General features: G+C 37.6%; 22 protein-coding genes. 17 read left to right on the top strand and 5 right to left on the bottom strand.

The window, feature by feature from the left end; all coding sequences use genetic code 11:
- Positions 1-4: 4 nt before the first annotated feature.
- The 4 genes from LD272_RS11590 to LD272_RS11575 all read left to right on the top strand — a co-directional run bounded on the left by LD272_RS11590 (position 5) and on the right by LD272_RS11575 (position 4,419).
- Positions 5-718: an ABC transporter ATP-binding protein gene (locus LD272_RS11590; RefSeq protein ID WP_226036770.1), complete on the top strand. Its 714-nt coding sequence runs from the start codon at positions 5-7 to the stop codon at positions 716-718.
- Entirely contained in the window at positions 687-3,155 is a 2,469-nt protein-coding gene (locus LD272_RS11585; protein ID WP_226036769.1) for an ABC transporter permease, read from the top strand. Before LD272_RS11590 ends, LD272_RS11585 begins: the two co-directional genes overlap by 32 nt.
- A gap of 14 nt (positions 3,156-3,169) precedes the next feature.
- The gene (locus LD272_RS11580) at positions 3,170-3,670 is read left to right on the top strand and encodes a PadR family transcriptional regulator (protein WP_226036768.1); all 501 of its coding nucleotides are present in this window, start codon (positions 3,170-3,172) and stop codon (positions 3,668-3,670) included.
- Positions 3,671-4,059: 389 nt separating this feature from the next.
- On the top strand, positions 4,060-4,419 hold the full coding sequence (locus LD272_RS11575; protein ID WP_226036767.1) for an SDR family NAD(P)-dependent oxidoreductase: 360 nt from the start codon (positions 4,060-4,062) through the stop codon (positions 4,417-4,419).
- A 77-nt stretch (positions 4,420-4,496) separates the two neighbouring features.
- On the opposite strand, the gene LD272_RS11570 is transcribed toward LD272_RS11575, so the two are convergent.
- From LD272_RS11570 to LD272_RS11550, 5 genes are all read right to left on the bottom strand, one after another.
- Positions 4,497-6,389, bottom strand: coding sequence for an ABC transporter permease (locus tag LD272_RS11570; RefSeq protein WP_226036766.1), 1,893 nt, complete (start codon positions 6,387-6,389; stop codon positions 4,497-4,499).
- Positions 6,364-7,128: an ABC transporter ATP-binding protein gene (locus LD272_RS11565; protein WP_304511984.1), complete on the bottom strand. Its 765-nt coding sequence runs from the start codon at positions 7,126-7,128 to the stop codon at positions 6,364-6,366. Before LD272_RS11565 ends, LD272_RS11570 begins: the two co-directional genes overlap by 26 nt.
- Before the next feature lie 83 nt (positions 7,129-7,211).
- Positions 7,212-8,213 (bottom strand): sensor histidine kinase, encoded by a 1,002-nt coding sequence (locus tag LD272_RS11560; protein WP_226036764.1) that lies wholly within the window; start codon positions 8,211-8,213, stop codon positions 7,212-7,214.
- Positions 8,210-8,914 (bottom strand): response regulator transcription factor, encoded by a 705-nt coding sequence (locus LD272_RS11555; RefSeq protein WP_226036763.1) that lies wholly within the window; start codon positions 8,912-8,914, stop codon positions 8,210-8,212. Before LD272_RS11555 ends, LD272_RS11560 begins: the two co-directional genes overlap by 4 nt.
- A gap of 603 nt (positions 8,915-9,517) precedes the next feature.
- Entirely contained in the window at positions 9,518-11,560 is a 2,043-nt protein-coding gene (locus tag LD272_RS11550; RefSeq protein WP_226036762.1) for a peptidoglycan D,D-transpeptidase FtsI family protein, read from the bottom strand.
- A 333-nt stretch (positions 11,561-11,893) separates the two neighbouring features.
- Here LD272_RS11550 and LD272_RS11545 point away from each other — a divergent pair, with 333 nt between their 5' ends.
- The 13 genes from LD272_RS11545 to LD272_RS11485 all read left to right on the top strand — a co-directional run bounded on the left by LD272_RS11545 (position 11,894) and on the right by LD272_RS11485 (position 22,756).
- Entirely contained in the window at positions 11,894-12,649 is a 756-nt protein-coding gene (locus LD272_RS11545; RefSeq protein WP_226036761.1) for an SDR family NAD(P)-dependent oxidoreductase, read from the top strand.
- 26 nt (positions 12,650-12,675) lie between these two features.
- Entirely contained in the window at positions 12,676-13,110 is a 435-nt protein-coding gene (locus tag LD272_RS11540; protein WP_226036760.1) for a MarR family winged helix-turn-helix transcriptional regulator, read from the top strand.
- Positions 13,111-13,155: 45 nt separating this feature from the next.
- The gene (locus tag LD272_RS11535; protein WP_226036759.1) at positions 13,156-13,890 is read left to right on the top strand and encodes a glucose 1-dehydrogenase; all 735 of its coding nucleotides are present in this window, start codon (positions 13,156-13,158) and stop codon (positions 13,888-13,890) included.
- Positions 13,891-14,554: 664 nt separating this feature from the next.
- Positions 14,555-14,776: a hypothetical protein gene (locus tag LD272_RS11530; protein ID WP_226036758.1), complete on the top strand. Its 222-nt coding sequence runs from the start codon at positions 14,555-14,557 to the stop codon at positions 14,774-14,776.
- A 269-nt stretch (positions 14,777-15,045) separates the two neighbouring features.
- A complete protein-coding gene (locus tag LD272_RS11525) occupies positions 15,046-15,444 on the top strand; it encodes a YhfM domain-containing protein (protein ID WP_226036757.1) in 399 nt (132 codons plus the stop codon).
- Positions 15,445-15,576: 132 nt separating this feature from the next.
- Positions 15,577-15,762 carry a glycine zipper domain-containing protein gene (locus tag LD272_RS11520; RefSeq protein WP_226036756.1) on the top strand — a complete coding sequence of 62 codons (186 nt, stop codon included), beginning with the start codon at positions 15,577-15,579 and terminating at the stop codon, positions 15,760-15,762.
- A 114-nt stretch (positions 15,763-15,876) separates the two neighbouring features.
- A complete protein-coding gene (locus LD272_RS11515) occupies positions 15,877-16,443 on the top strand; it encodes a hypothetical protein (protein WP_226036755.1) in 567 nt (188 codons plus the stop codon).
- Between the two features lie 395 nt (positions 16,444-16,838).
- Entirely contained in the window at positions 16,839-17,018 is a 180-nt protein-coding gene (locus LD272_RS11510; protein ID WP_226036754.1) for a hypothetical protein, read from the top strand.
- A 459-nt stretch (positions 17,019-17,477) separates the two neighbouring features.
- On the top strand, positions 17,478-18,527 hold the full coding sequence (locus tag LD272_RS11505) for an NAD(P)/FAD-dependent oxidoreductase (protein ID WP_226036753.1): 1,050 nt from the start codon (positions 17,478-17,480) through the stop codon (positions 18,525-18,527).
- A gap of 291 nt (positions 18,528-18,818) precedes the next feature.
- Positions 18,819-19,895 carry an iron-siderophore ABC transporter substrate-binding protein gene (locus tag LD272_RS11500; RefSeq protein WP_226036752.1) on the top strand — a complete coding sequence of 359 codons (1,077 nt, stop codon included), beginning with the start codon at positions 18,819-18,821 and terminating at the stop codon, positions 19,893-19,895.
- A complete protein-coding gene (locus LD272_RS11495) occupies positions 19,888-20,928 on the top strand; it encodes a FecCD family ABC transporter permease (RefSeq protein ID WP_226036751.1) in 1,041 nt (346 codons plus the stop codon). The genes LD272_RS11500 and LD272_RS11495 overlap by 8 nt, the downstream gene beginning before the upstream one ends.
- A complete protein-coding gene (locus LD272_RS11490) occupies positions 20,925-21,956 on the top strand; it encodes a FecCD family ABC transporter permease (protein ID WP_226036750.1) in 1,032 nt (343 codons plus the stop codon). The genes LD272_RS11495 and LD272_RS11490 overlap by 4 nt, the downstream gene beginning before the upstream one ends.
- Positions 21,956-22,756: an ABC transporter ATP-binding protein gene (locus LD272_RS11485; RefSeq protein ID WP_226036749.1), complete on the top strand. Its 801-nt coding sequence runs from the start codon at positions 21,956-21,958 to the stop codon at positions 22,754-22,756. Before LD272_RS11490 ends, LD272_RS11485 begins: the two co-directional genes overlap by 1 nt.
- Positions 22,757-23,075 lie beyond the last annotated feature (319 nt).

Here is a 23,075-nt window from a genome sequence, read left to right as displayed (position 1 = left end):
TTGCATGATTAACGTGGTCAGTTTAACTAAAGATTACAAAACAGGAAAGGAAGTTGTGCCTGTTTTAAAAGGGGTGGACCTCTCGATTAAAGCGGGGGAATTTGTTTGTATCATGGGACCAAGCGGCTCTGGAAAAACAACACTCCTGCACCTATTGGGAGGTCTGGATACCCCAACTTCCGGATCGATTCAAATAAACGGTAAAGAACTCACATCCCAATCGGAAAAAAATCGCACCTTATTGCGGCGTAAAGAAATGGGATTTGTTTTTCAAAATTATCAACTACTCCCAACGTTGACAGTATATGAAAATATTATATTTCCGCTGCATGCCGATGGGAAGAAAGCTTCTCCCGGAGATGTAGATGAATTACTTAATGCTGTCGAATTAAAAGGATACGAGAATCGCTTTCCTCATGAGTTGAGCGGTGGTCAGCAGCAGCGGGTAGCCATTGCCCGGTCTCTCATTCATCAGCCGTCGATCCTACTGGCTGATGAGCCGACTGGGAATTTAGATCGGAAGCGTAGTGGTGATATTTTGGATTTACTCGCAAAATTCCACTATGAACAGAAACAAACGATAGTGATGGTGACGCATGATATGTTTGCCGCAGGATATGCGGATCGGATTATTTTATTTAAAGATGGAGTGATTGAAGCCGAAGTGAAGAGGGAGGATGAAGACTATGCTAGGTTCCTGGCTCGTTTCATGGCGTAATCTCACGCGTCATAAGAAACGCTTTCTCTTCACCCTGGTTGCACTCACTCTAGGTGTCACCGTCATGACGAGTATGCTCATTGCAAAATATACCATTTCCAACCTTATGAATGAGCAAGAGGAGTTATATGCAGGAGAAGCTGACTTTTGGATTCAAAGTAGTGATGGATTTTTTCATGAATCCGATATTGTTTGGCTGAAGCAAGCGGTGGAAGTGGATACAGGAATTACTTCTCTAATTAAACAAGGGTTTGTTGATATGGAAACCGACACCCTATCCCAGCGTGCGGTACGATTTACAGGTGTTTCAGACTTTCAATCGGATATCATTACGTTACCTGTAAAAGATGGCGACGTGACTGAGGAAGGTTTAATCATAACAGAAAATGCAGCAAATCTTTGGGGAAAAGAAGTAGGAGATACTGTCACTTTCGAAGGGATTGAAACTTTAAAAATTACAGCAATCGTATATGAAGGACCGATGTTAAATAGCCCGAGGACAATTAAAGATGCTTTAAACCAAAACTTCCGAGTTATGCTTCCTTTGAAAACTCTTCAATCGGGGAGTGGACTTGATAATCAAATTTCAAATTATCGGTTTAGTGTAAGAGAGGATATCGCCCCCAAAGAATTTCTCGACTCTTATCAAGCCAAGTTGGAGGATTCTTCTTTATTCATTCAACCCGTAGTAGTGGATAATCAGCAAAACAACGATGTGGCTAGTATTTATTATGTCTTTGATCTTATTGCCATCTTAGCTGTCTTCATCAGTGCGTTTATCACTTTTAACATGATTCACACAAGCATTGTAGAAAGAAACCGAGAGATTGGAATTATGAAAAGTCTAGGCTACACAGGAGGCCATGTCGTTCGGCTGCTCGTTCAGGAAATTAGTATCCTTGCCCTGATTGGAACAGTTCTCGGTGTCAGCCTTGGGGTCTGGCTAGGTGATGCGATTCAGGAAATTTTAATTACTGCAATTGCCACGCAAAATATTGAGTATGATGCGGTGCTCGTAGGACCGGTCCTTATTTCAATCATCGTCGGATTGCTTTTCCCATTTGTTGCTGCAGGGCTTCCAGTATATCAGGCAGGAAAGATTCCGATTTTACAGGCGATGTTAGAGAAAGATTCTTCAATTCGTTCTAATCACTTAAAACTTTCGCGAATCTTACTGGGTATCATTTTTACCTTGATTGGTTTAATCGATAATGTGTGGGCATTTCTCTTCTTATTTGTCGGACTTGTACTTTTATTGCCGTTCTGGATGCGGTTACTGCAATTGATAATCAGTCCCTTTCTATCACTATTATTTGGCTTTTCAGGGAAACAGGCACTTCATTCCATGAAACAATTTTCAGGAAGAAACGCCAATACGGCAGCCATGCTTGCCATCGGGGTGAGTTTAGCTTTATTCATTAGTGCGGCTTTGCAGTCTTTACCTCAAGGGATAGAAGAAGATATTCACGCGACATTCGGTGGAGAAATTCATTTTGAAAAAGAAACTCCATGGTCGAAGGAAGAGTTAGAGTCGCTGCAACAATTTCCTAATGTGGAAAACGTCTATCCTGCATATGAAGTACCAAACGTCACTTGGTATTCCAATGGTGAGGATGAGGAGCTTAGGGAGTTTTCCATCATGTCTTTCTCTGAAGAGGCTCCACAGCAGTTTATAGTGAAGGAGGAAACAACGAACCATAGTGGCTATCCGGAAATTTATATAGGGGATCGTGCTTTAAAGGAAGCTGGAGTGGAAGTAGGAGAAATATGGACACTCCATCTACCTGCTGGAGTGCAGGACGTATTCATTAAAGGACGTGTGTTCACTTCCCATTATTCGAATTACGTTGCCTTTGCCGAAGAAAACACGATACAGGAAATGATGGACTGGCCATGGAGTTATCAAGTGGTGATTGATGCCCAAAATGAAGAAAGCATTCCAGTAATTGTAGAGGAGATATGGGGAAATTACGACGCAAGCGTTTCGAGTGTAAATACGTTACCCATAACGGTTGAAAAAAACACCAGTGGTGTAACTGGGATTGATGATTTATTCCAAGTATTACTGCTTCTCATTATCGGAATTGCTTCCATTGGAATTAGCAATACGTTATTCATGAACACGATGGAGCGAGTAAAGGAAATAGGAACAATGCGTGCGCTTGGGTTTACAAAAGGACAATTGAGACTTATGATTATTGCGGAAGGACTATTCATTGGTATTGCAGGGGTAGTAGTAGGGACTATATATGGAATTCTGGTCATCTACTTAAACTCTATTTCTGCTGATAATCAAGGTTTACTAGACTTTATCATTCCATGGGTCAGTTTGGTCCTTGCCACCCTAGGTGGAATTCTATTTACTCTGCTCGCTTCCTGGTTACCAAGTCAGGCTGCATCTCGAATTTCCATCAAAGAGGCGATTCATTATGAGTAAATGGGGAAATAGATATGTCAGTTAAACATTCATTACTTGCTTTATTATATGAAAAACCACGACACGGCTATGAATTAAAGACGGGATTTGAGGCTTTGGTCGAAGGTTTATGGCCATTAAATGCAGGTCAGGTGTACACAACACTCGATCGGCTAGAGAGGGATTCATTTGTAGAATCCCTCAGCCATGACAAGAAAGACCGCAAACAATATACGATTACACAGGCAGGAAAAGAAGAACTCTGGTTTTGGCTGAATGAACCTGTTGGTCGGTCGTTATTTAAAGATGAGTTTTACATTAAATTTCTTTGTGCGAGTCATGTTTCCTATGACAACAAGAAATCCATGATCAGAGATCAAAAGGAAACAATTTTAAAAGATATACTACACCTCACTCATTTACGGAAGCAAATGTCGCTTTCTGGGAATGATACGATGAAACTGTTGATTGAAGGGGCGCTGCTACATCTTGAAGCAGATATGAAGTGGCTGGAAAGGATAGAGGAAGAGTTGTAGACCAAATACCAATGTTCTACAAACAATCTTTCTTCAGGCATTGGCAATTCCCCCATTTTTTCCGATAAAATGAGCTTAAAAAGCTACTAGGACTAAATATGTAGTGCTAAGAACATAATAATTAACCAATAGATACCACCAATGAAAGCATAGCATTCGTTGGTGGCTTTTATTTAAACTTTTTTCTCTATTAACAGTGAATTCCTCAATTAGAACCGTCTACCAATATGGTGAATAGCGACTGTAAAATCTCCAATTCTGTTTTGGATTATCTTTTTTTCAATTTTAATCTCCGTTCCCAATTCTGTGTCCAAGGAATTATTTAAAAACTCCCCACAGTTATCCAAAGTGAGTATGAAAACACCAAACAATAAGAATCATACTCACTATTGATTAACAAGTCTTCCGTTGCAGGCCTTGATGGAAGTCCAGGCGTTACTCCTTACATTGCATCGAAACACGCATTAGTTGGATTAACAAAAGCGACTTCAGTAGAGTCTGCATCGTTTAATGTAAGGGTCAATTCTGTCCATCCTTCTCCTGTTCATACAAGGATGATGCGCTCCCTAGAAGACGGAATGAATACAGCTGAAGATGCATTAGCCAAAACTATTCCGCTAGGATGCTATGGTGAATCACAAGATATTTCAAACCTAATTGTATTCTTAGCATCAGATGAAAGTTCAATTATAACAAGTGCTCAATATCGTATGTCCATATTAGGGTCTAGCACCCTCGATTCGAAATGATAATCAAGACTGTACATTAAAAGTGATTGCAAAAATTATGCTATCATTTTTCAATTATTAAAAGTGACTCACCTTTCTTAAAATATCTCCCTTTCCACCTGCTTCACATAGAAAAATCGTACAATCAAGAAATAAACGATTTGAATTAAAGCAAAACCTCCTAATACAAGAGAAGATTCTACTATTAAATTGTAATCAAACAGACGGGATAAGGCGGTAAGTGCAACGGCGCCGTGAATTAATGCGACAACAATTGGTGAGAAAAAGAGAAGTGCAATTTGTCGGTTTACTACTTTCTTCAACTCCGATTGTGTCAATCCTATTTTTGCAATGGCACTTAACTTACGCTTTTCTTCATCTAAAGAAGTAAATAATCGAAAGTATAGGAAACTACCTGCAGATACGAAGAACACAATTCCAATGAACAAGCCGATAAATAAGATTGGTCCATACGCTTTATTGATTTCATATAGTGAATAATCAATGGAAAAGGCTTTATGCTGCAAATCACCATCGGATTCATTTATTTTTCTTCCCACTTCAATCATTTGTTCCGTTTGTCCCTCTTGCGCTTTCCATACAGCACTATAATCATTTCTTACTGGTAATCCAAGCTGCTCATGGACCTTGTCATTCACAACATAAAAGCCGTTATTTGCTAATAATACTGGGGATGCTTCCACATTACTTGGTTGAATTTCTTCCCCGTTATCTAGTAGGATACTTGATTTCATTAGCCTTTCACTAACTTTCTTCCCTGTATCACTCTGTCCGAGTACAATTGCCTCATTTTCCTTTGGATGAAGTTCCTTTTCTCCGATTAATGCCGCAAAACGATTGTAGTCAGAAGCTCTCACAATTAACACAGTATTGTCTTGTTCTTGTGTCTCAAAATAGGTCAGCTCCATCGCTTCCATCTTTGCATCGATCTTTTCGTCCTGGAGGATAGCATTAATTTTACTTATATCTTCCTTGATAATAGCTTGACTGTCATCCCGAAATGGACTATAGGTAAGCGTAAATGGGTTAAACTCCTTTACTCCTTTTGTAAGGTAGGACCCGAAACCATACAAGGAACCAATTGCACTAAAAGCAACCGTGGATATGATTGCAACCATGAAAAATGTCCTTGCGTTATCCTTCATTCGAAACGATAGATCAGACAACAGCAGCATATTTGTTTTACGCCAGAAGATAGATTTATTATTTTTTAACATTCGGATGACATATACACTTAATTGAGTAAATAAAAGATAAGTTCCAAGTGTAACAACTACAATAACTGGAATCATTGCGAAGACAACAGCTTCTCCTTTAACATAAAGAGCAGATCCATATCCAACGATGAGTAATAGTGCTGCGAGAATGGATAGGATAATAGAAGCTTTTGGCTCTCCTTTCGACTTTCTATCCCCTTTAATTAAATCAATCAATTTATTCGTACGAAGAATAAACGAGACAAAAATCGAAATACAGAAGAATAAAAAGGTAAAGCTAATAAACGTCACAACAATAGCAAGTGTAGGAAAATAAAAATCAAGTGATTCACTGATAATTAATACATTCTCAGCAATTAAGAGAATCACTTTTGCGAATACTAATCCAGCCAGGATTCCACCAACGGTCGCAAAAAAGCCAATTAAAATATTTTCCAAAAATACCATCATGCGAATTTGCCTGTTCGAGGCACCAAGCATCATTAACAAGCCAAACTCTCTCTTCCTCGACTGTAAGAAAGAACTCATCGAATATAAGACAAAAAAGAAGGAAAACACATAAATAATTCCGCCAGCAACAGCCATTCCAAGTAGCGCATTTTGGTTGATCGAACCACTTGAAAACGTTGGATGGAATGCAAAGATGGCAAAGGTGAAGAATACCATCACCGTGAACATGCTGCTAAGGAAATAAGCAATATAAAGCCGTTTGTTGCGTAGTACATTATTAAACGCGAACTGACGAAAGGTCATTGCCATCGCCTCCCATCAACGAAAGCATGTCAATTATGTTGTGGAAAAAGGCTTGTCTATTCTCCCCACGATGAATTTCAGAGTGAAGCTTACCATCTCGGATAAAAACAACGCGATCTGAATAGCTTGCCGCTTGCGGGTCATGCGTTACCATTAACAAGGTTGTTTTTTCTTTCTTGTTAATCGATTCGAGCATTGTCATAACATCTTTGGAAGCCTTCGAATCTAAGTTTCCTGTTGGTTCATCGGCCAACAGCAGTTTAGGCTCATGAATCATTGCTCTTGCAATTGCTACCCGCTGTGCCTGCCCCCCTGATATTTCGTGCGTCCGTTTTGTCATAATTGATGCGATACCAAGGTTTTCGGCAATCTTCTGCGCCTTTTCCTTCATTTCCTGTACAGGCGTACCATCTAATGTGAGTGGTAATACAATATTTTCTTCGACAGTCAATGTATGCAGTAAATTGAAATCCTGAAAAATAAATCCTAATTCGTTTCTACGGAATTCAGCTAAACTATTTTTATTCAACTTATGTGGATTTTTCCCTTCGATTTCAACTTCGCCAGTAGTCGGTGCATCGTTCGTGGAAATAATATTAAGTAGTGTTGTTTTTCCGCTTCCAGACGGGCCCATAATGGCAACAAATTCACCTTTTTCTATTTCTAAACTGATATCAGTAAGGGCACGGTAGGCCACTTTTCCTTCGTAAATTTTACTTACCTTTGTAAGTTTAAGCATAAACATTCTCCTCTACTAAAGCTTCTAGAACAAGTATAGCCGAAGTCTTTACCCTTAAACTATCGATTATGCTTTCACTAATCTTACATGGATGTAAGGTTTTGTGTTTTTGAAAAGATTATTCGGATGGTTGTTCCCTCCCCAATCGTTGATTCCAATTCAATGCCGTGTTCTAGCCTTTCAGCGACCTCTTTCACCAAATAAAGTCCCATACCTGTTGACTCCCGGTATTTTCGGCCATTTTCTCCCGTATAGAATTTGTTAAAAACCCGCTTCTGGTCGACAACCGGAATACCAATTCCATAGTCCTTCACTTCAAGTACCGCTTCCCCTTCCCTTTCATAAATAGATAGGACAAGATGATTTGATTTTCCAGTCGAATAGTTAACAGCGTTATGTACTAGTTGCGTTAATAGGAAGAAAAGCCACTTCACATCGGTCTCCACTGCTATGCCTGATTTTTCCTCGTTTAATTTGGGATACACTTGATTACGGATGTAAAACCGTTTGTTCTCCTGATTCACTTCATGGATTAGCTTGGAAAGAATGACTGGCTTAATTTGAAAATCTTCTGCAATTGTACGTAGTCTTGCCATATAGAGGACGGTATTCAGGCCAGTTCGCATGCGATCCGTTTCCTCACGCATACTAGATGATTCCGGCTCATCCAACGTTTGAGCAGTTAGCTCAATAACAGAAAGTGGTGTCTTCATTTGATGAACCCAGCGATCCATAAATAACAAATGCTCATCCTGCCTCTCTTCGGCTTTTTGAAGCTCTTCCTGATATAAACGATACTGCGTCAGAAGTAACAGATCGAGAGCTTCTGATATTGGCGCTCGTTCGGTAGTCTCTGTCGATTCATCTAGTGTTTCCATCGGATTCTGTAACCTTTGATACAATTTTCTTCTACTAACATACCGATAAACGAGAAATACGGTTAATAATACTAGGGATAGAAAAAAAGCGTATATCATTACACCTATACCTCGATAGCCATCAAGCCAAAATAGGATAGGAATCATGAAACATTGACTAAGCTGGAGTATAATGAGTAATACGTGCTCACGTAAAAATAATTTCATGATTTCTCCTCTTTCCATGTAACGCGCAGACGATATCCTGCACCTCTAACCGTTTCCACAGCTGCTTCTATCCCTAACTCTTGAAACTTATTACGAACGCGAGCAATATTAACATTCAAGGTATTTTCATCAACATATGCTTGATCATCCCAAAGTTTTTCCAACAAATCCTGCCGACCAGCAACCCGAGGATAACGCTCCATCAGAATTTCGATAATGTCCGTTTCTTTTTTCGTTAATTGTACGACTTCACTTTTAAATCGAAGTTCTAATCTTTCTGGATAAAAGTGCAAGTCCCCTTGACTAAGCACTCTTTCCTCATACTTAGCTGCATACTCCCCGTACGCACGGCGCAGCTGACTTCGAATTTTTGCCATGACAATGTCTGGATGAAATGGCTTCGTAATAAAATCATCTCCACCATTTTCTAATGCCATGACTTGGTCCATCTCACCTGTCCGAGCAGAAATGAAAATTACTGGGCAAATGGATTCCTTTCGAATTTGCCTACACCAATAATACCCGTCATAACTTGGTAGATTAATATCTAGTAAAAGAAGATTGGGCTTTTCATCAAGAAATGTGACCATTATATTTTCAAAATCTTTGACAATAATGACTTCATATCCATATTTTTTTATATAAGTAGATAGAAATTCAGCAATTTTCACATCATCTTCCACGATCATGATTTTTTCCATGTTTGGTTTCTCCTTGCTAACTATTTTTCATTCACGTTTAATGTAACATGAAAAAGAGAGACAGGCATCACCCGTAAAAAATTACGACTATTCACCTAATAGGTAAAGAGCGTTGTCGGAGGCTTAACGGGGAAGTGATAGACACTTCTTATTTAGAGTGTTAGTTGAAGCCAAGGGGCACTTGGCCACCTTGTGATGTACTCACAACAGAACAAAAGCGAAGGCGCCTTGCTCACCACCGACAAGCTTAAGACAAGCCTCGGCGTGGCGTTCTTTTCCACAGAGAGGATTGACTTAAGACCTCGAGGTGGTAGGCGCCGGAGCTGGATGTGGCTAACTTAATAATCAATTATCTACAGCAGTCCATTTTATAATTTCCTAGACAAATAAAAAATTGACGAAACATTTGTCCCGTCAATTGTATGTCTATCAAATTGTTCCTTCGTCAATAACAACACAATAAGTAAATGGTACATACAAACAAAGGAAAATTGCTATTGTTTTTTCACTCCGATATCTTTATTTTGAAATTATACACTTGCCAATATACATTTAAATCGACACTTTGTCTGATAAAATTACAGTCTTTCTTAGTTGAATTTTTCATTCAAAATATGCATCAAGTATTCTTTGACCAATTCGATGATTAACTGGATAGCGATTTCTAACTATTCCAGTGTGGGGAACAATGATTGCAAATGCTATTTCTGGATCATCGTATGGTGCATAACCAACTAATGATAGATTTTCTGTATTTGCTTGAAGTCTTCCATTTTCCCACTTTGAATTCTCAGCTGTACCTGTTTTTCCAGCAGCATTATACTTCAGGTAATCTGAATTTCCAAAATACTTATATCCAGTACCACCATCCACTTGAAATACTTTTCTGAATCCTTCTTGCACACGATCAATATTACTCTGATCCATTTGTATTTTGTTCAGAACTTCAGGTTTTATATATTCATCTATTGGACCTAATTCACCTTTCACTGGATTTGGATCCCTAATTTCTTTTACAAAATGTGGCTTCACTCGGTAACCGTCATTTGCTATCGTTGACACATATTGAGCCAGTTGCATGGTCGTAAATGAATCATATTGACCAATCGCAAAGTCCATCAATAGACCAGGAAGAACTTCTGTTCCTGTAACTCCATTAGATTCATAAGGGTAATCTATTCCTGTTGCAGCTCCTAATCCAAACTGATCAAAATAGTTTCTCATCTCTTGCCAGGCAGCTATATCGATTGGAGCAGAATCTCCATCTGGAAAAGGATGTTTCATTATTCCTCCCATTCTTAATGCTATGTAAAACATATAGACGTTGGAAGATAATCGTAGTGCATCATAATCATTCACTGAACCTAAATTCCTGTATGAACTTTTCCCTCTACTATCAGCTCCTATTTTAATTGGCCGATCAAGAAAAACTTGACCAGGATAGATAGCCCCAGAATTATAGCCAGCTAATACTGTCGCACCTTTTACTGATGAGCCAGGAAGATGAGCATCATATAAGGTTTTAAAAGAAGTGTCCTTGAACTGATCGTTTTCTGAATCATACGATTGACCACTTACTGCTAATAATTCCCCAGTACCAGGGTTCATTACTACAGCAATTGCATCTTTGAGAAATCGATGTTGGTACGGATTACTTTTAATAATTGCATTTAATTCCTCTTGAACTATTTGATCTACTTCCCTTTGAAAATCCATATCAATGGTTAGAACTAAATCTTTTCCTGCTTTACCATCCACAATTGTTTCTTGTCCGATTACATCTCCACTTTTATCAGTCGTATATTCAATTACCTCTTTTCTACCACGTAGATAGCTTTCGTAATGCTTTTCTAAACCACTTTTTCCCACTCGGTCATTTCTACTATAACCTCTTGTTAAATAATAATCTTGATTGTCAGCAGGTATTCCTTGATCAGTAATAGAACCGACTAAGTTACGAAAAGTACCATTATCTAAAGGATAGTTTCGTTTCCAATCAATTGTAGCGTTGATACCTGGAAGTTCTTCTCCAAGATGTGCTGAAACTTCAGCATATTCCTTTTCAGTTACTTCTTCGTTTTTTACGATTTGAGGGGTTAAGGTCATAGCCCTATCAAGTTCTTTTTTTATAGCTATGATTACTTTTTCTTTATCAGAAAAACCACTAATTTCATCTTCTGTTATTTTGTCCAACGTATTATTGTATCGCTTACCATCATCTGATTCTTCTTTTTCTTTTGTAGTAAGTCGATTGTTCGCTTTTTTTGTATTTAGTAAATACCAATATTCCTTTTTATCTCTCTCTGTTATTCCTTCTATTTCCATCGAGATGAATTTTGAAAGACTTTTAGCAACCTCTAATCTATCTTTAGCTTGAACTCCTTTGGCAGGAGTATAAGTTATCGATCTAACGGGTTGATTAGCAACAACTTCATTATGATTTCTATCATAAATTTTCCCTCTAGGGACAGGAAGCTCGATCTTATCTTGAACGGTTCTATCAATCTCATTTTGTGCTTCTTCACCACCTAAAATCTGCACACCGCCCAATTGAACGATCAAAGATGAGAACAATAAGAAAACAATAAGAAATAGGAGATTTAATCTAAAAGGTATTTGTTGCTGTTGTTTTTTCTTTTTTGTCATGAGTAACTCCTTCTCACACTTGCTTTTTCGAAAACCTGTAAATTAATTCCAACCCCCTAAAGTTTATCATACTTTTCCAGTTAATTCCCATAGTTAACTGAATAAAGTAATAATAATAGCGTTCCGTTATTCTACTTGAAAAAAATCCAAGAACAAAAGCGCCGGAGCTGTACGTGGCTGTAAATTTAAAAAGATTGGCATTATTAAAACAGCACCTTTTTGTTTGTCCAATCGTACCTTTTTACAATTCATACTTTTGCATCTGAAAATACTTTAATGTTAAACTACTTTTATTAGTTTAACGCTAAACTATTTTACGAAGGGATGAGAGAATTGAGTAAATTACAAGACAAAGTAGTCATTATTACTGGCGGTGCTGGTGGAATTGGAAGTGGTATGGCAAAAGCAATGGTTAAAGAAGGCGCTATCGTTGCAATTGTTGATGTTAACGAAGAAACCGGCAAAACAATGGAAAAAGAACTACAATCAATTTCTCCAAAGTCTATGTTTGTTCAAGCTGATTTAATGGACAGAGAAAACCTCGGAAACATTATCACAACCGTTGTGGAAAAATACGGTAAACTTGATGCGTTAGTCAATAATGCACATGCGGCCAAACAAACATCTATCGAAAATACAACACAGGCAGACTTAGACCTATCTTTTGGCACGGGATTTTACCCAACTTTCTATTTAATGCAAGCAGCACTTCCTTATTTAAAAGAATCAAAAGGAAATGTCATTAACTTTGCCTCAGGTGCAGGGTTAAATGGTCACGAAACACAAGCTGCATATGCAGCAGCAAAAGAAGCCATTCGCGGAATTTCACGTGTAGCCGCAAATGAATGGGGTAGATTTGGCATTAATGTTAATATCATTAGCCCCCTTGCTAATTCCCCAGGGGTCCAAGCATGGGCAAAAGCACAACCAGAATATTACGAAACAGTTAAGAACAAGATACCAATGGGACGCTTTGGCGATGTTGAAAAAGATATCGGAAGTGTTGCTGTGTTCCTTGCTTCAGAGGATTCACAATACATTACCGGGCAAACTATTATGGTCGATGGCGGGTCCATCATGCTTCATTAAAAATAACCAATATCGGAGAGGATTCTTTGAGAGAAACAAATATTTTCAAACTAATTCACGCAATTGAACAAATAAATAATGAAAATATTATAAGATTCACAAAAGCATTTCCATACCCACTTGGAATATCACCAATTCTCGTATTAGCTGAATTAAATTCTAATGGCTTCCAAAAACAAGTAGAGCTGGCTAATACACTTGGCTATACAAATGGGGCTATGACGAACATTGCAACAAAACTTGTTCATTTAGGACTAGCCGAAAAATCATCTGATGAACATGATCGTAGAGCTACAAAATTAAAGATTACGCCTGCTGGTGAAAAAGCTTTGTCTGAAGCACAGACAATTGGAAAAGAATTGTTTATGCAACATTTTGAAGTCTTAACTGAAGAAGAAATCAACCAATATTTATCGATTCAAGAAAAACTACTAAAACATAAAGATAAAAAAACAACTTGAAGATAGAATTATAGGCATTATCATTTTCAAATAGGAGGAATGAACATGGACAGATTAAGTGGAAAAATTGTTATTATTACTGGTGGAGCACGTGGAATGGGAGCATCACATGCACGCTTATTCATCAATGAAGGTGCTAAAGTAATGATTGCTGATATCCTTGAAGAGGAAGGACAAGCCTTAGCTGATGAACTTGGAGAAAATGCTAGATTCACAAAGCTTGATGTCACAAACTCAGAGAATTGGGAACAAGCGATTACTGTAACCGAAGAAGCATTTGGCCCTATTAATGTATTAGTAAATAATGCTGGTATTACAATGAATAAATCAATTGAAGAGATAACAGAAGAGGAATATCGAAGAATTATTGACATCAATCAAGTGTCTGTATTTCTTGGTATAAAGGCCGTTATCCCATCCATGAAAAAGGGAGACACTAGTTCCATTATAAACATCTCCTCAATTAACGGTCTTGTTGGTGGTGCGATTGGATATACCGATTCAAAATTCGCTGTAAGAGGTATGACAAAAGCTGCTGCACTCGGCTTAACACAGTATGGAATCCGCGTAAACTCTGTCCACCCAGGAGTGATTGAAACGCCAATGATTGCACAAGGGGATTCAAAAGACGCAGTAAAAGAATTCGCAAAGTATATACCTAATAAAAGAGTTGCAAAACCTGAAGAAGTTTCAAATCTTGTTTTATATCTTGCTTCAGATGATTCAAGTTACAGCACCGGCGCTGAATTTGTCGTCGATGGGGGCATAACCGCTCAATAAGGAAGCAGGACAGAAGCAAGGGGAATCCCTTGCTTCTTTTTGCATGCTATTATCATACCGTAACAAGCTCTGAAAATAATTTTCTTGCAATCGTGGTTATTCCAAAATCCTGTTTTGTACGATAAATAAGAATTAGTTCACTCACTGAACAATGACAAAATGGTACCGAGGCAACTATTCTAAGCCTATTCACCCACGCTCAAACACCGGATTTTCAGCAACATATCCTTCTCCCTTCACTTGGACGTCTCACAAATATAGTCAATCAAAATAAAATAAATACATTCCTTTAAAACTAAGTAATTCCGTTTCGGTGGAGAAACTACGAAATCGCACACTAAATAACACAATGACAATAGCTGTTGTCAACGTACTATTTTACTAAGTTAATTGGTATTCTATTTGCTATGTTGATTTTCATTAACCAAGTAGGTAATTGTAATTTTCTGTTAAAATAAATAATAAATGTAGTGTTTGTAATGGATTTTTCTTAAACTAACAAAGCACAAGAATTTAATAAGGTTAAATGCATTTATGGTAAAATATAGAATAGAGGGTTGTTTTACTTTTGTTCAACAAACGGAGCCATATTGTTGTGCAAATCTTTAGCGCAGTTGTGGAAAAGTGTACAGTAAAAGTTAAAATCTGACGAAGGCGGGTAAATATGACTGACAAAAATAATAGTAATAAAAAACAAGACAATAATGATAGGAACTCATATGTGGGTTTTGGAGTTGCCTTCGGATTGCTTGGAGGCGCTGTATTTTCATCAATTGTCGGAATCTTTTTTGAATTTCCACTAATTTGGGCTTTTGGACCTGGATTAGGAATGCTTATTGGAATAGTAATTGGCTCAATAATGGATTTAAATAAAAATAAAGAATAGTTTAATGTAATGATTTTTTTAAAAAGTAGCGCATCATTTATATAAATACAGTTAGATTATTCTACAAAATGGGCGCAATTGCGGAGTAAACGTTGCTTTTCTTCTTAAAGTAACGGAGAGCAATAGGTTAAAAAGGGATCATCGATTTCGGTGATCCTATTTTTGTATTTAAAGAGTAATTGGAATATTATGTTAAAATTAGTATGTGAACAGTTGTACTTAACGCAGTAGGTTTGTTAAATAAGATTTTATATATTGGGAGTGAATTGATGAAAAAGTTAACTGCGAGTATTTTACTATTGATTGTTTTGTTTGGCTGTCAGTCAAAAGAAGTCTCGACTTTTCAATTGGAGGGGGAAATAGCAAAAATCAATATATCCGAATCCAATGGTTTTTATGAAACTAACCCTAATTTCTTTATTGAGTTAACCGATGATAATGCTGTTCAAGTCTTTACAAAAGCAATCACAACATCAGAAAAACAAATGGGTACTTTTGATATGATTGACCCTGAATATGATATGAGAATTGTATATGCCAATGGAAACAAACATAACTTTCATTTATGGTTGGGTGAAAAATCCACATTGATGGAACTAGAAAACACTGAAACTATTTACTATGTTTCATCAGAGTTAACTGATAAGTTGACAGAGTTCATAAAGTGAATAAAAGTCTTCATCTTATTGCGCTAAAGGGTGGCAATAGTGGAACAAACTGTCGCTGCCACTGTTGAACTCATGCAGCAGGTTTGTTGAAAAATAAAAGCTAATAAAATTATAAGAAAGGGGATGTAAATGTTGAGCAAAAATAGAAAAGCAACAGGGGATACTTATTTAGCGGCTGGAATTGGTATAGGATTACCTTTAGGAGCAGTGCTTGGGTTAACAATATTTGATGACATAGCAATCGGAGTTGGTATAGGTTTGGTTTTCGGAATAACAGTTGGAACAACAATTGACTCACATAAAACTAAAAAGGAATAAAAAAATACTTTTCCATTCTTCCGTTAACGGGTGCGATAGTGGAACAAGCTGTCACTGACCTTGTATCGCAAACGAGGAGAATAGTTACTTTCAATTTATTGAGGGGGGAATAGTTTGAAAAAAGTAATAAATTTGCTTTCAATTATTGCAATTATTACAATTATTTCTATCGGTTACTCTTTTTATTATTTTAATCAATATAACATCGAAGATAAAAGAGCAACTATTCAATCTAGCTTAAAGGAGTGGAGTAATAGGGGTTCGGGAAGTATTGACCCTGATGTTATAGAAGTTGTTCAGTTAGATGGTACAAGTTCTTATATAGTTTTATTCCAGACACAAGGCAAAAATATTGGCTATGCTCATTTTATTAAAGGATGGAATGGAAAATTTAAAATTGAGCATTCTGGACATGGAACTAATATAGTACAGTATCAAAAAATAAAAACAAATAAAGGGATTTATGGTATATTGGTTGGAAAAAATCCAGATTTAAAAATTGACCATATTAAAGCTAGTTTATATTACGAAGATTTTAGTTTTAAATCTAACGTAAACGCTGATGAAAAGTTTATAAGGTACCAACAAATTCCTGCTGATATAGAAAAACCTTTTCCTGGTGAACTAACTATTTATGACAAGAAAAATTCTGTAATTGAATTATCAGAGTTACTTAACTAACGGGTGGCAATAGTGGAACAAACTGTCGCTGCCACTGTTGAACTCATGCAGCAGGATAATTCAATAAAGAACATTGTTGATTGGATAATCTGTAAATACATATAAGATTTTACGTAAGGAGTGAGTTCGTTGGAAATTTTAATTATTTTTATTATAGGGATTTTGTTCTTAGCTGTTGGTATTATTGATTTTTTTATTCGTTCTAAACTGCATTGGATAATTAGGTTTATCATTAGATTTATTATCATATTTATCGGTACAGGATTTACTTTGTACGCTTTATTAAGGTTTTTCGGATTAGTCTCATCTTAAAGTAACGGGCGCTTTAGTTTAATAAGAAAGCAACCGCTTCTTGTGCGAAAGAGCAGGATAGTTTTAAAAAAGGGGGAGATTATTTGACTTCCAGATTGAAATCGTTCCTTTCTGGTATTTTGGGTGTACTTGTAGGGATTATGATTATTAGTATCATTCGAGAAGGACAAATAGATTGGGATACAATAGGTTTTCTATTGACTGCAACTTTCTTAATATTATTTTTTAGATTAGGCTTAAATTTATATAAAAAAAATGAATAACAATATTGAACTAAAGAGTAGGTTTAGTTGAACAAGACAATACAAACAACAAACGCTTGGACATTAAAATGTTCAAGCGTTTGTTGTTTGTTATTTATGGTGCTTACATCGTGTGTTTTAGTATGTTATTTCACCTATTATTTCAGATTTTCTCCAGAAAAATCATCATCCTCGCACATGAATGCCCTTTAATCAATCAAATCCCTTCAAAATTGCATGGACTGTTAACTATAAATACTTATAATTTTCTAACAATTAACTTTTGTTAATTGTTATCAATTTCTATTTATGATAAAATCAATTGATACTGAAAATCATTATCAATTACAACGAACTCGAAACGCTTTTACTAATTTATTCGATCAATACCTTTGTTTCGGAATATTCCCATCAGAAAATCACTTGCATTCGTATGATTTCAGAAAGAATAAATAACTATTAGGAAAAGAGGAATAGAAATTGGATACTCAAGAATTGTATGACCTCACCATTATTGGAAGTGGTCCTGCAGGCTTATACTCTGCATTTTATGGTGGACTAAGATCGATGAAAACGAAACTCATTGAGTTTCAGCCACAATTAGGAGGAAAAATACATGTCTATCCTCAAAAAATGATTTGGGATATCGGTGGACTAACTCCTATTACAGGTGAAAAACTCATTGATCAATTAGTTACTCAAGGATTAACATTTGATCCGACTGTAATTTTAAATGAAAAAGTAGTTAAAATTGAGCAAAATAAAGATAAAAGCTTTGTGTTACATTGTAAATCAGGGCAGAAACATTTCTCAAAAACAATTATTGTAGCTATCGGCGCGGGGATTTTAAAACCACAAAAAATTGACATTGAAGATGCTGAGCGATACGAGGCTTCTAATTTACATTACACCGTTAAATCCTTAAAACAATTCAAAGATAAAACTGTTCTTATTTCTGGTGGTGGAAATTCAGCAGTTGATTGGGCTATTGAATTATTACCCTTTGCCAAACAAGTGTACCTCACTTATAGAAAAGACTCCTTGAATGGCCATGAAGCCCAGGTAGAACTGCTGAAAAATAGTTCAGCTAAGCTCTTCTATAATACTTCCATAACCAAACTTGATGCATGTGATACTAACGAATCCATCCAAAGTGTAGAATTAACGAACCACTATACAGATGAAGTGGCTAAGCTACCCATCGATGAGGTAATAATCAACCATGGCTATGAACGTGATGCTGTATTACTAGATCATTGTACCTTAGACATTAAAAGAGTAAATGATTACTATATTGACGGTAATTCAAAAAGTCAATCCTCTTTGGACGGCTTGTATGCAGCTGGTGATATTCTTATGTACGATGGTAAAGTCCACTTAATCGCTGGAGCATTTCAAGATGCGGTTAATGCCGTAAACAAAGCAAAAAAGTATGTTGAACCCGGTGCTAATCAAATAGGTATGGTGTCCTCCCACAATGAAGTCTTTCAGCAGAAGAACAAAGAATTGACTAGACAGTTAGAAAAATAATGGCATATGGCCATTTATGTACTGAAATACCGGTCAATTATTTGTGCAGATAAAAGAACCCCATCTCTAATCACGAATTTTCATTGACAATTAGAAAATGAAAAACTATCATTGATAATGATAATCATTATCAATGAATGGGGTGAACTGAAAGCTAGCTCTTAGTGCATATAGGATGATTAGCTATTGCGGAACAACTCTCCACATGTTCAACGAGAATCTGCAAATCATCAAAGACAAAGTTAGACAGCAATACATAAAAATACAATTCATAAAAAGGATGGATATCGAATGAATGCAAAACGAAGAATTTCATTAACGACTTTATTTATTTTGTCTATCAGCATCATACTATTATTTGGTTGCCAAGCGGAGGAATCCAAATCAACATCGACTGACAGTAGTGCAGAAAAGACTGAGACTGAAACTGAAACGTCTTCTACCAATGACAATGAATATCCAATTGTGATCGAACATGCTTTTGGTGAAGCTGTAATTGAAGAAAAGCCTGAACGTGTTGCCACCATTCAATGGGCAAATCATGATGTTGCCCTTGCTCTAGGAGTTGTACCTGTAGGATTCTCAGCAGCGAATTACGGTGTTCAGGATGATAGTGGACTTTTGCCTTGGACTGCTGAAAAGCTTGAGAAGCTTGGCGTGGAAGACCCTAACGTTTATCAGGATACAGACGGCCTTGATTTTGAGGCAATTTCAGATTCAAACCCTGATGTCATTCTTGCAAGCTACTCCGGTATCACACAGGAAGATTATGATATTCTTAGTGAAATTGCACCGGTTGTGGCCTATCAGACCAGTCCTTGGATCACAACCTGGCGTGAGCAAGTTATTTATAATTCAACAGGTATGGGGATGAAAGAGGAAGGCGAACAACTCATTTCGGATACTGAAAACCTGATTAAAGAAAAGGTAAGCGAATATCCTGAGATTCAGGGAAAAACGGTTGCTTTTGCCAATTTCTCAGCTGATGATTTGTCTACCGTCCATGTTTATACACCTGTAGATCCTCGTGGGGCGTTCTTGATCGAGCTAGGAATGGAATATCCTGAGAGTATAAAGAATGAGATTACGGATCCAAGTAGCTTCTCCTTGACACTAAGCGCTGAGAATGCCGATATCCTAAATGATGCCGATATCCTAATTGGTTATGGTGACGAAAGCTTATATAAATCCGTTAAAGAGGATCCCCTGCTTGGAAAAATTCCAGCGATTGAAAGAGGTTCTGTTGTATTCATTGGCAATAATACGCCCCTTGCGGCATCTGGAAACCCAAATCCGCTTGCGATTGCTTATACCATTGATGAGTATCTAGAATTAATCGGGGGAGCTATTGAAAAGATAGATGACTAGTTTATTAGATTCAAAAAAAAACTTGCTAAACCCACACGTTCCCAGGAATTTTAAAGCGGTACTGGTGATTTGTTTTATCATGTTGGTCTTATGTGTGATTGCCTCACTGGTCTTTGGTTCCAGACCAGTGAGATTTAATGAATTAATAGATGGTTTATTTCACCAAAATGTAGATTCCTATGGGGCAAACGTAGTTCGTAAGAGGGTTTCCCGAACCATTTTCAGTTTATTTTGCGGTGCTGCACTCGGCGTTTCAGGAGCACTTATGCAAGCGGTCACTCGCAATCCGATTGCAGATCCGAGTATACTCGGAGTAAACACAGGTGCATCATTGTTTGTTGTTTTAGGAATTGCATTCTTGAACATAACTACCGCAAATCAATATATATGGCTAGCTTTAGCAGGGGCTGCGATTACGGCTGTTTTCGTATTTGGAATCGGGTCTATGGGACGTGGCGGCGCTACACCCCTTAAGCTTGTTCTAGCTGGAGCTGCCACAAGTGCCGCCCTTACTTCTCTGATCACTGCCATCATGATTTCTCGCACTTATGTCATGGATCAATTCAGGTTTTGGCAAGTGGGTAGTGTTGGCTCAGCAAATTGGAGTTCTATTGCTACTTTCGCCCCGTTTTTAATAATTGGAATAGTGATAGCTATTATTTCAGCTCCGGCACTAAATGCGCTGGCACTAGGAGACGAATTGGCGAGCGGATTGGGCGTTAGAACAGGATTACTTAGGCTGATTGCGGCTGTTGCAGCTGTTCTATTGTGTGGGGCGACCACTGCGCTGGCAGGTCCTATTGGTTTTATCGGGCTTTTATCAGCGCATACCATCCGCCTTATGCTTGGTCCCGATCTACGTTTTGTTATACCCTTATCAGCCATTTCTGGAGCAATAATTTTGACTGTGTCAGATGTAACAGGTAGGCTTATTGGCAATCCTGGAGAGCTTGAAGTAGGCGTAGTTACAGCGTTTATAGGAGCTCCATTATTAATATTATTAGTGATGAGATTGAAAGTGAGTTCATTATGAAAAATAACTCTGTTGCGTTTATAAAGGCAGGCAGACGTCAAAGACGCCGTCGATGGATACTTGTAACCGGCTTTCTTACGTTACTTTCAATTATTCTATGCTGTGCCATGCTGATACTTGGAAATACTATTTATCCTATTGAAGTTGTAGTTCGAACACTTTTGGGCGAGCAAGCTCAAGGTGTATCGTTTGCGGTTAATACGATACGGCTACCAAGAATGCTAGCAGGTCTTTTTACTGGATTCGCTTTTGGTCTTGCTGGAAACACATTCCAAACGATATTGCGTAACCCCCTTGCGAGTCCAGATGTAATCGGCATTACTTCTGGCTCAAGCGCAGCGGCTGTTTTTTGCATCATCATCCTTCATGCGAGTGGAGCTTTTATTTCCATTGCTTCGGTAATTGCGGGTCTTGCTACAGTGATAGTGATTTATTTATTATCCAGGGGAAAGTCATTTTCAGTTGGACGAATAATTCTTATTGGTATAGGCATACAGGCCATGCTTAACGCCGTGGTATCGTACCTTCTACTTGTTGGCGCACAACAAGATATTCCTGAAGCGATCAGATGGCTCAGCGGTAGCCTTAATGGCTCTCAAATGCACGAGCTTCCGCCGCTTATTATAACAGTTCTGGTCTTTGCTCCTATCATTATAGTACTGAGAAAACATCTAAGCATGTTGGAGCTCGGAGAACAATCAGCAACTTCTCTTGGAGTCAATACGAACAAGACGAGAATTACGCTTATTGTTAGTTCCGTCTGTATGATTGCTCTTGCTACTGCTACTACCGGGCCAATTGCATTTGTCGCTTTCCTCTCAGGACCAATCGCGAAAAGACTAGTAGGAGTTGGATTTTCAAATGTAATTCCAGCCGGGCTTGTTGGTGTAAACTTGGTTTTATTGGCAGATCTAATCGGTCAATTTGCGTTTGAAGTCAGATATCCTGTGGGTATCATCACCGGAATACTTGGAGCACCCTATCTGATCTACTTGCTCATCCGAATGAATCGAAAAGGAGATTTATAATGAAACCGACACATGTTTTCCAAGGGGAACAAATCGTTGCAGGCTATGATAATAAACCGGTTATCCAAGGAATAAGCCTTAAGATCCCCAGTAATAAAATAAGCGTTATTATTGGGGCAAACGCCTGCGGAAAGTCTACACTTCTTAAAACAATGGCAAGCCTTATCAAACCTATATCAGGGAAAATAACTCTTGATGAAAAGCCACTTAGTAAAATCCCGTCTAAACAATTGGCTCGTATTTTAGGACTTCTTCCACAATCTCCTATTGTCCCGGAAGGAATAACTGTCGCAGATTTAGTTGGACGAGGAAGGTTTCCACATCAATCGATGTTTAGCGGATGGACAAAAGAGGATTATGATGCGGTGGCTGAAGCTATGGAAATAATGAATATTACTGACCTTGCCAATCATCACATTGACGAGCTATCAGGTGGTCAAAGACAACGTATTTGGATTGCAATGGCTTTGGCGCAACAAACCGATATTCTATTTCTCGACGAACCGACTACCTTTTTAGATATCACCTATCAAGTCGAAATTCTGGATCTACTCACAGACCTTAACAAAAAATACGGAACCACGATTGTAATGGTGCTTCATGATATCAATTTGTCCGCGAGATATGCAGACAATATTTTTGCACTCCATCAAGGAAAGCTTGTGGCAGAAGGTGTTCCATCGCTTGTTATTACAAGCACATTGATTAAAGACATTTTTGGACTTAATTGCACTGTAATAAAAGACCCTATTTCCGGTTCTCCTTATGTAGTACCAATTGGACGACATCATGTAATTTAGTGGGGCTCAAATCCTTAAATTCAGATTAACTATTCAGTACGTGAAAAACTTTGATAAGGGTCGTTAAAAGATGCGAAACATGAGCGAATTTTACGATCCCTATCAAAGTTTTTTTAATTTTAAACATTTCCACTTATGGGCTGCTACTTTTAATACTCAATTAAAAGTCAATCTAAGGTGAGGGAGATACTTCCTCACGTTTTATGTTTGCATCGTATTCATTAATAAGTAAAATACCTACTTTTGCTATCCTTAGATTGTCTTTGTTCTTCTAATAGATAAATACATTGCCATTTATACGTTCACCGTCACTACTCAA

This window comes from Aquibacillus saliphilus (assembly GCF_020404745.1).
In the GTDB taxonomy this organism is placed as follows: Bacteria; Bacillota; Bacilli; order Bacillales; family Amphibacillaceae; genus Aquibacillus; species Aquibacillus saliphilus.
The sequence above is the reverse complement of the archived record's forward strand: the minus strand, read 5'-3'. Positions and strand labels throughout refer to the sequence as shown.

Bases quoted from the DNA above. Each gene is read 5' to 3' on its own strand.
- LD272_RS11590 (WP_226036770.1), top strand. From the start codon at position 5: ATGATTAACGTGGTCAGTTTAACTAAAGATTACAAAACAGGAAAGGAA.
- LD272_RS11585 (WP_226036769.1), top strand. From the start codon at position 687: ATGCTAGGTTCCTGGCTCGTTTCATGGCGTAATCTCACGCGTCATAAG.
- LD272_RS11580 (WP_226036768.1), top strand. From the start codon at position 3,170: ATGTCAGTTAAACATTCATTACTTGCTTTATTATATGAAAAACCACGA.
- LD272_RS11570 (WP_226036766.1), bottom strand. From the start codon at position 6,389: ATGACCTTTCGTCAGTTCGCGTTTAATAATGTACTACGCAACAAACGG.
- LD272_RS11565 (WP_304511984.1), bottom strand. From the start codon at position 7,128: ATGCTTAAACTTACAAAGGTAAGTAAAATTTACGAAGGAAAAGTGGCC.
- LD272_RS11560 (WP_226036764.1), bottom strand. From the start codon at position 8,213: ATGAAATTATTTTTACGTGAGCACGTATTACTCATTATACTCCAGCTT.
- LD272_RS11555 (WP_226036763.1), bottom strand. From the start codon at position 8,914: ATGGAAAAAATCATGATCGTGGAAGATGATGTGAAAATTGCTGAATTT.
- LD272_RS11550 (WP_226036762.1), bottom strand. From the start codon at position 11,560: ATGACAAAAAAGAAAAAACAACAGCAACAAATACCTTTTAGATTAAAT.
- LD272_RS11535 (WP_226036759.1), top strand. From the start codon at position 13,156: ATGGACAGATTAAGTGGAAAAATTGTTATTATTACTGGTGGAGCACGT.
- LD272_RS11530 (WP_226036758.1), top strand. From the start codon at position 14,555: ATGACTGACAAAAATAATAGTAATAAAAAACAAGACAATAATGATAGG.
- LD272_RS11525 (WP_226036757.1), top strand. From the start codon at position 15,046: ATGAAAAAGTTAACTGCGAGTATTTTACTATTGATTGTTTTGTTTGGC.
- LD272_RS11500 (WP_226036752.1), top strand. From the start codon at position 18,819: ATGAATGCAAAACGAAGAATTTCATTAACGACTTTATTTATTTTGTCT.
- LD272_RS11495 (WP_226036751.1), top strand. From the start codon at position 19,888: ATGACTAGTTTATTAGATTCAAAAAAAAACTTGCTAAACCCACACGTT.
- LD272_RS11490 (WP_226036750.1), top strand. From the start codon at position 20,925: ATGAAAAATAACTCTGTTGCGTTTATAAAGGCAGGCAGACGTCAAAGA.
- LD272_RS11485 (WP_226036749.1), top strand. From the start codon at position 21,956: ATGAAACCGACACATGTTTTCCAAGGGGAACAAATCGTTGCAGGCTAT.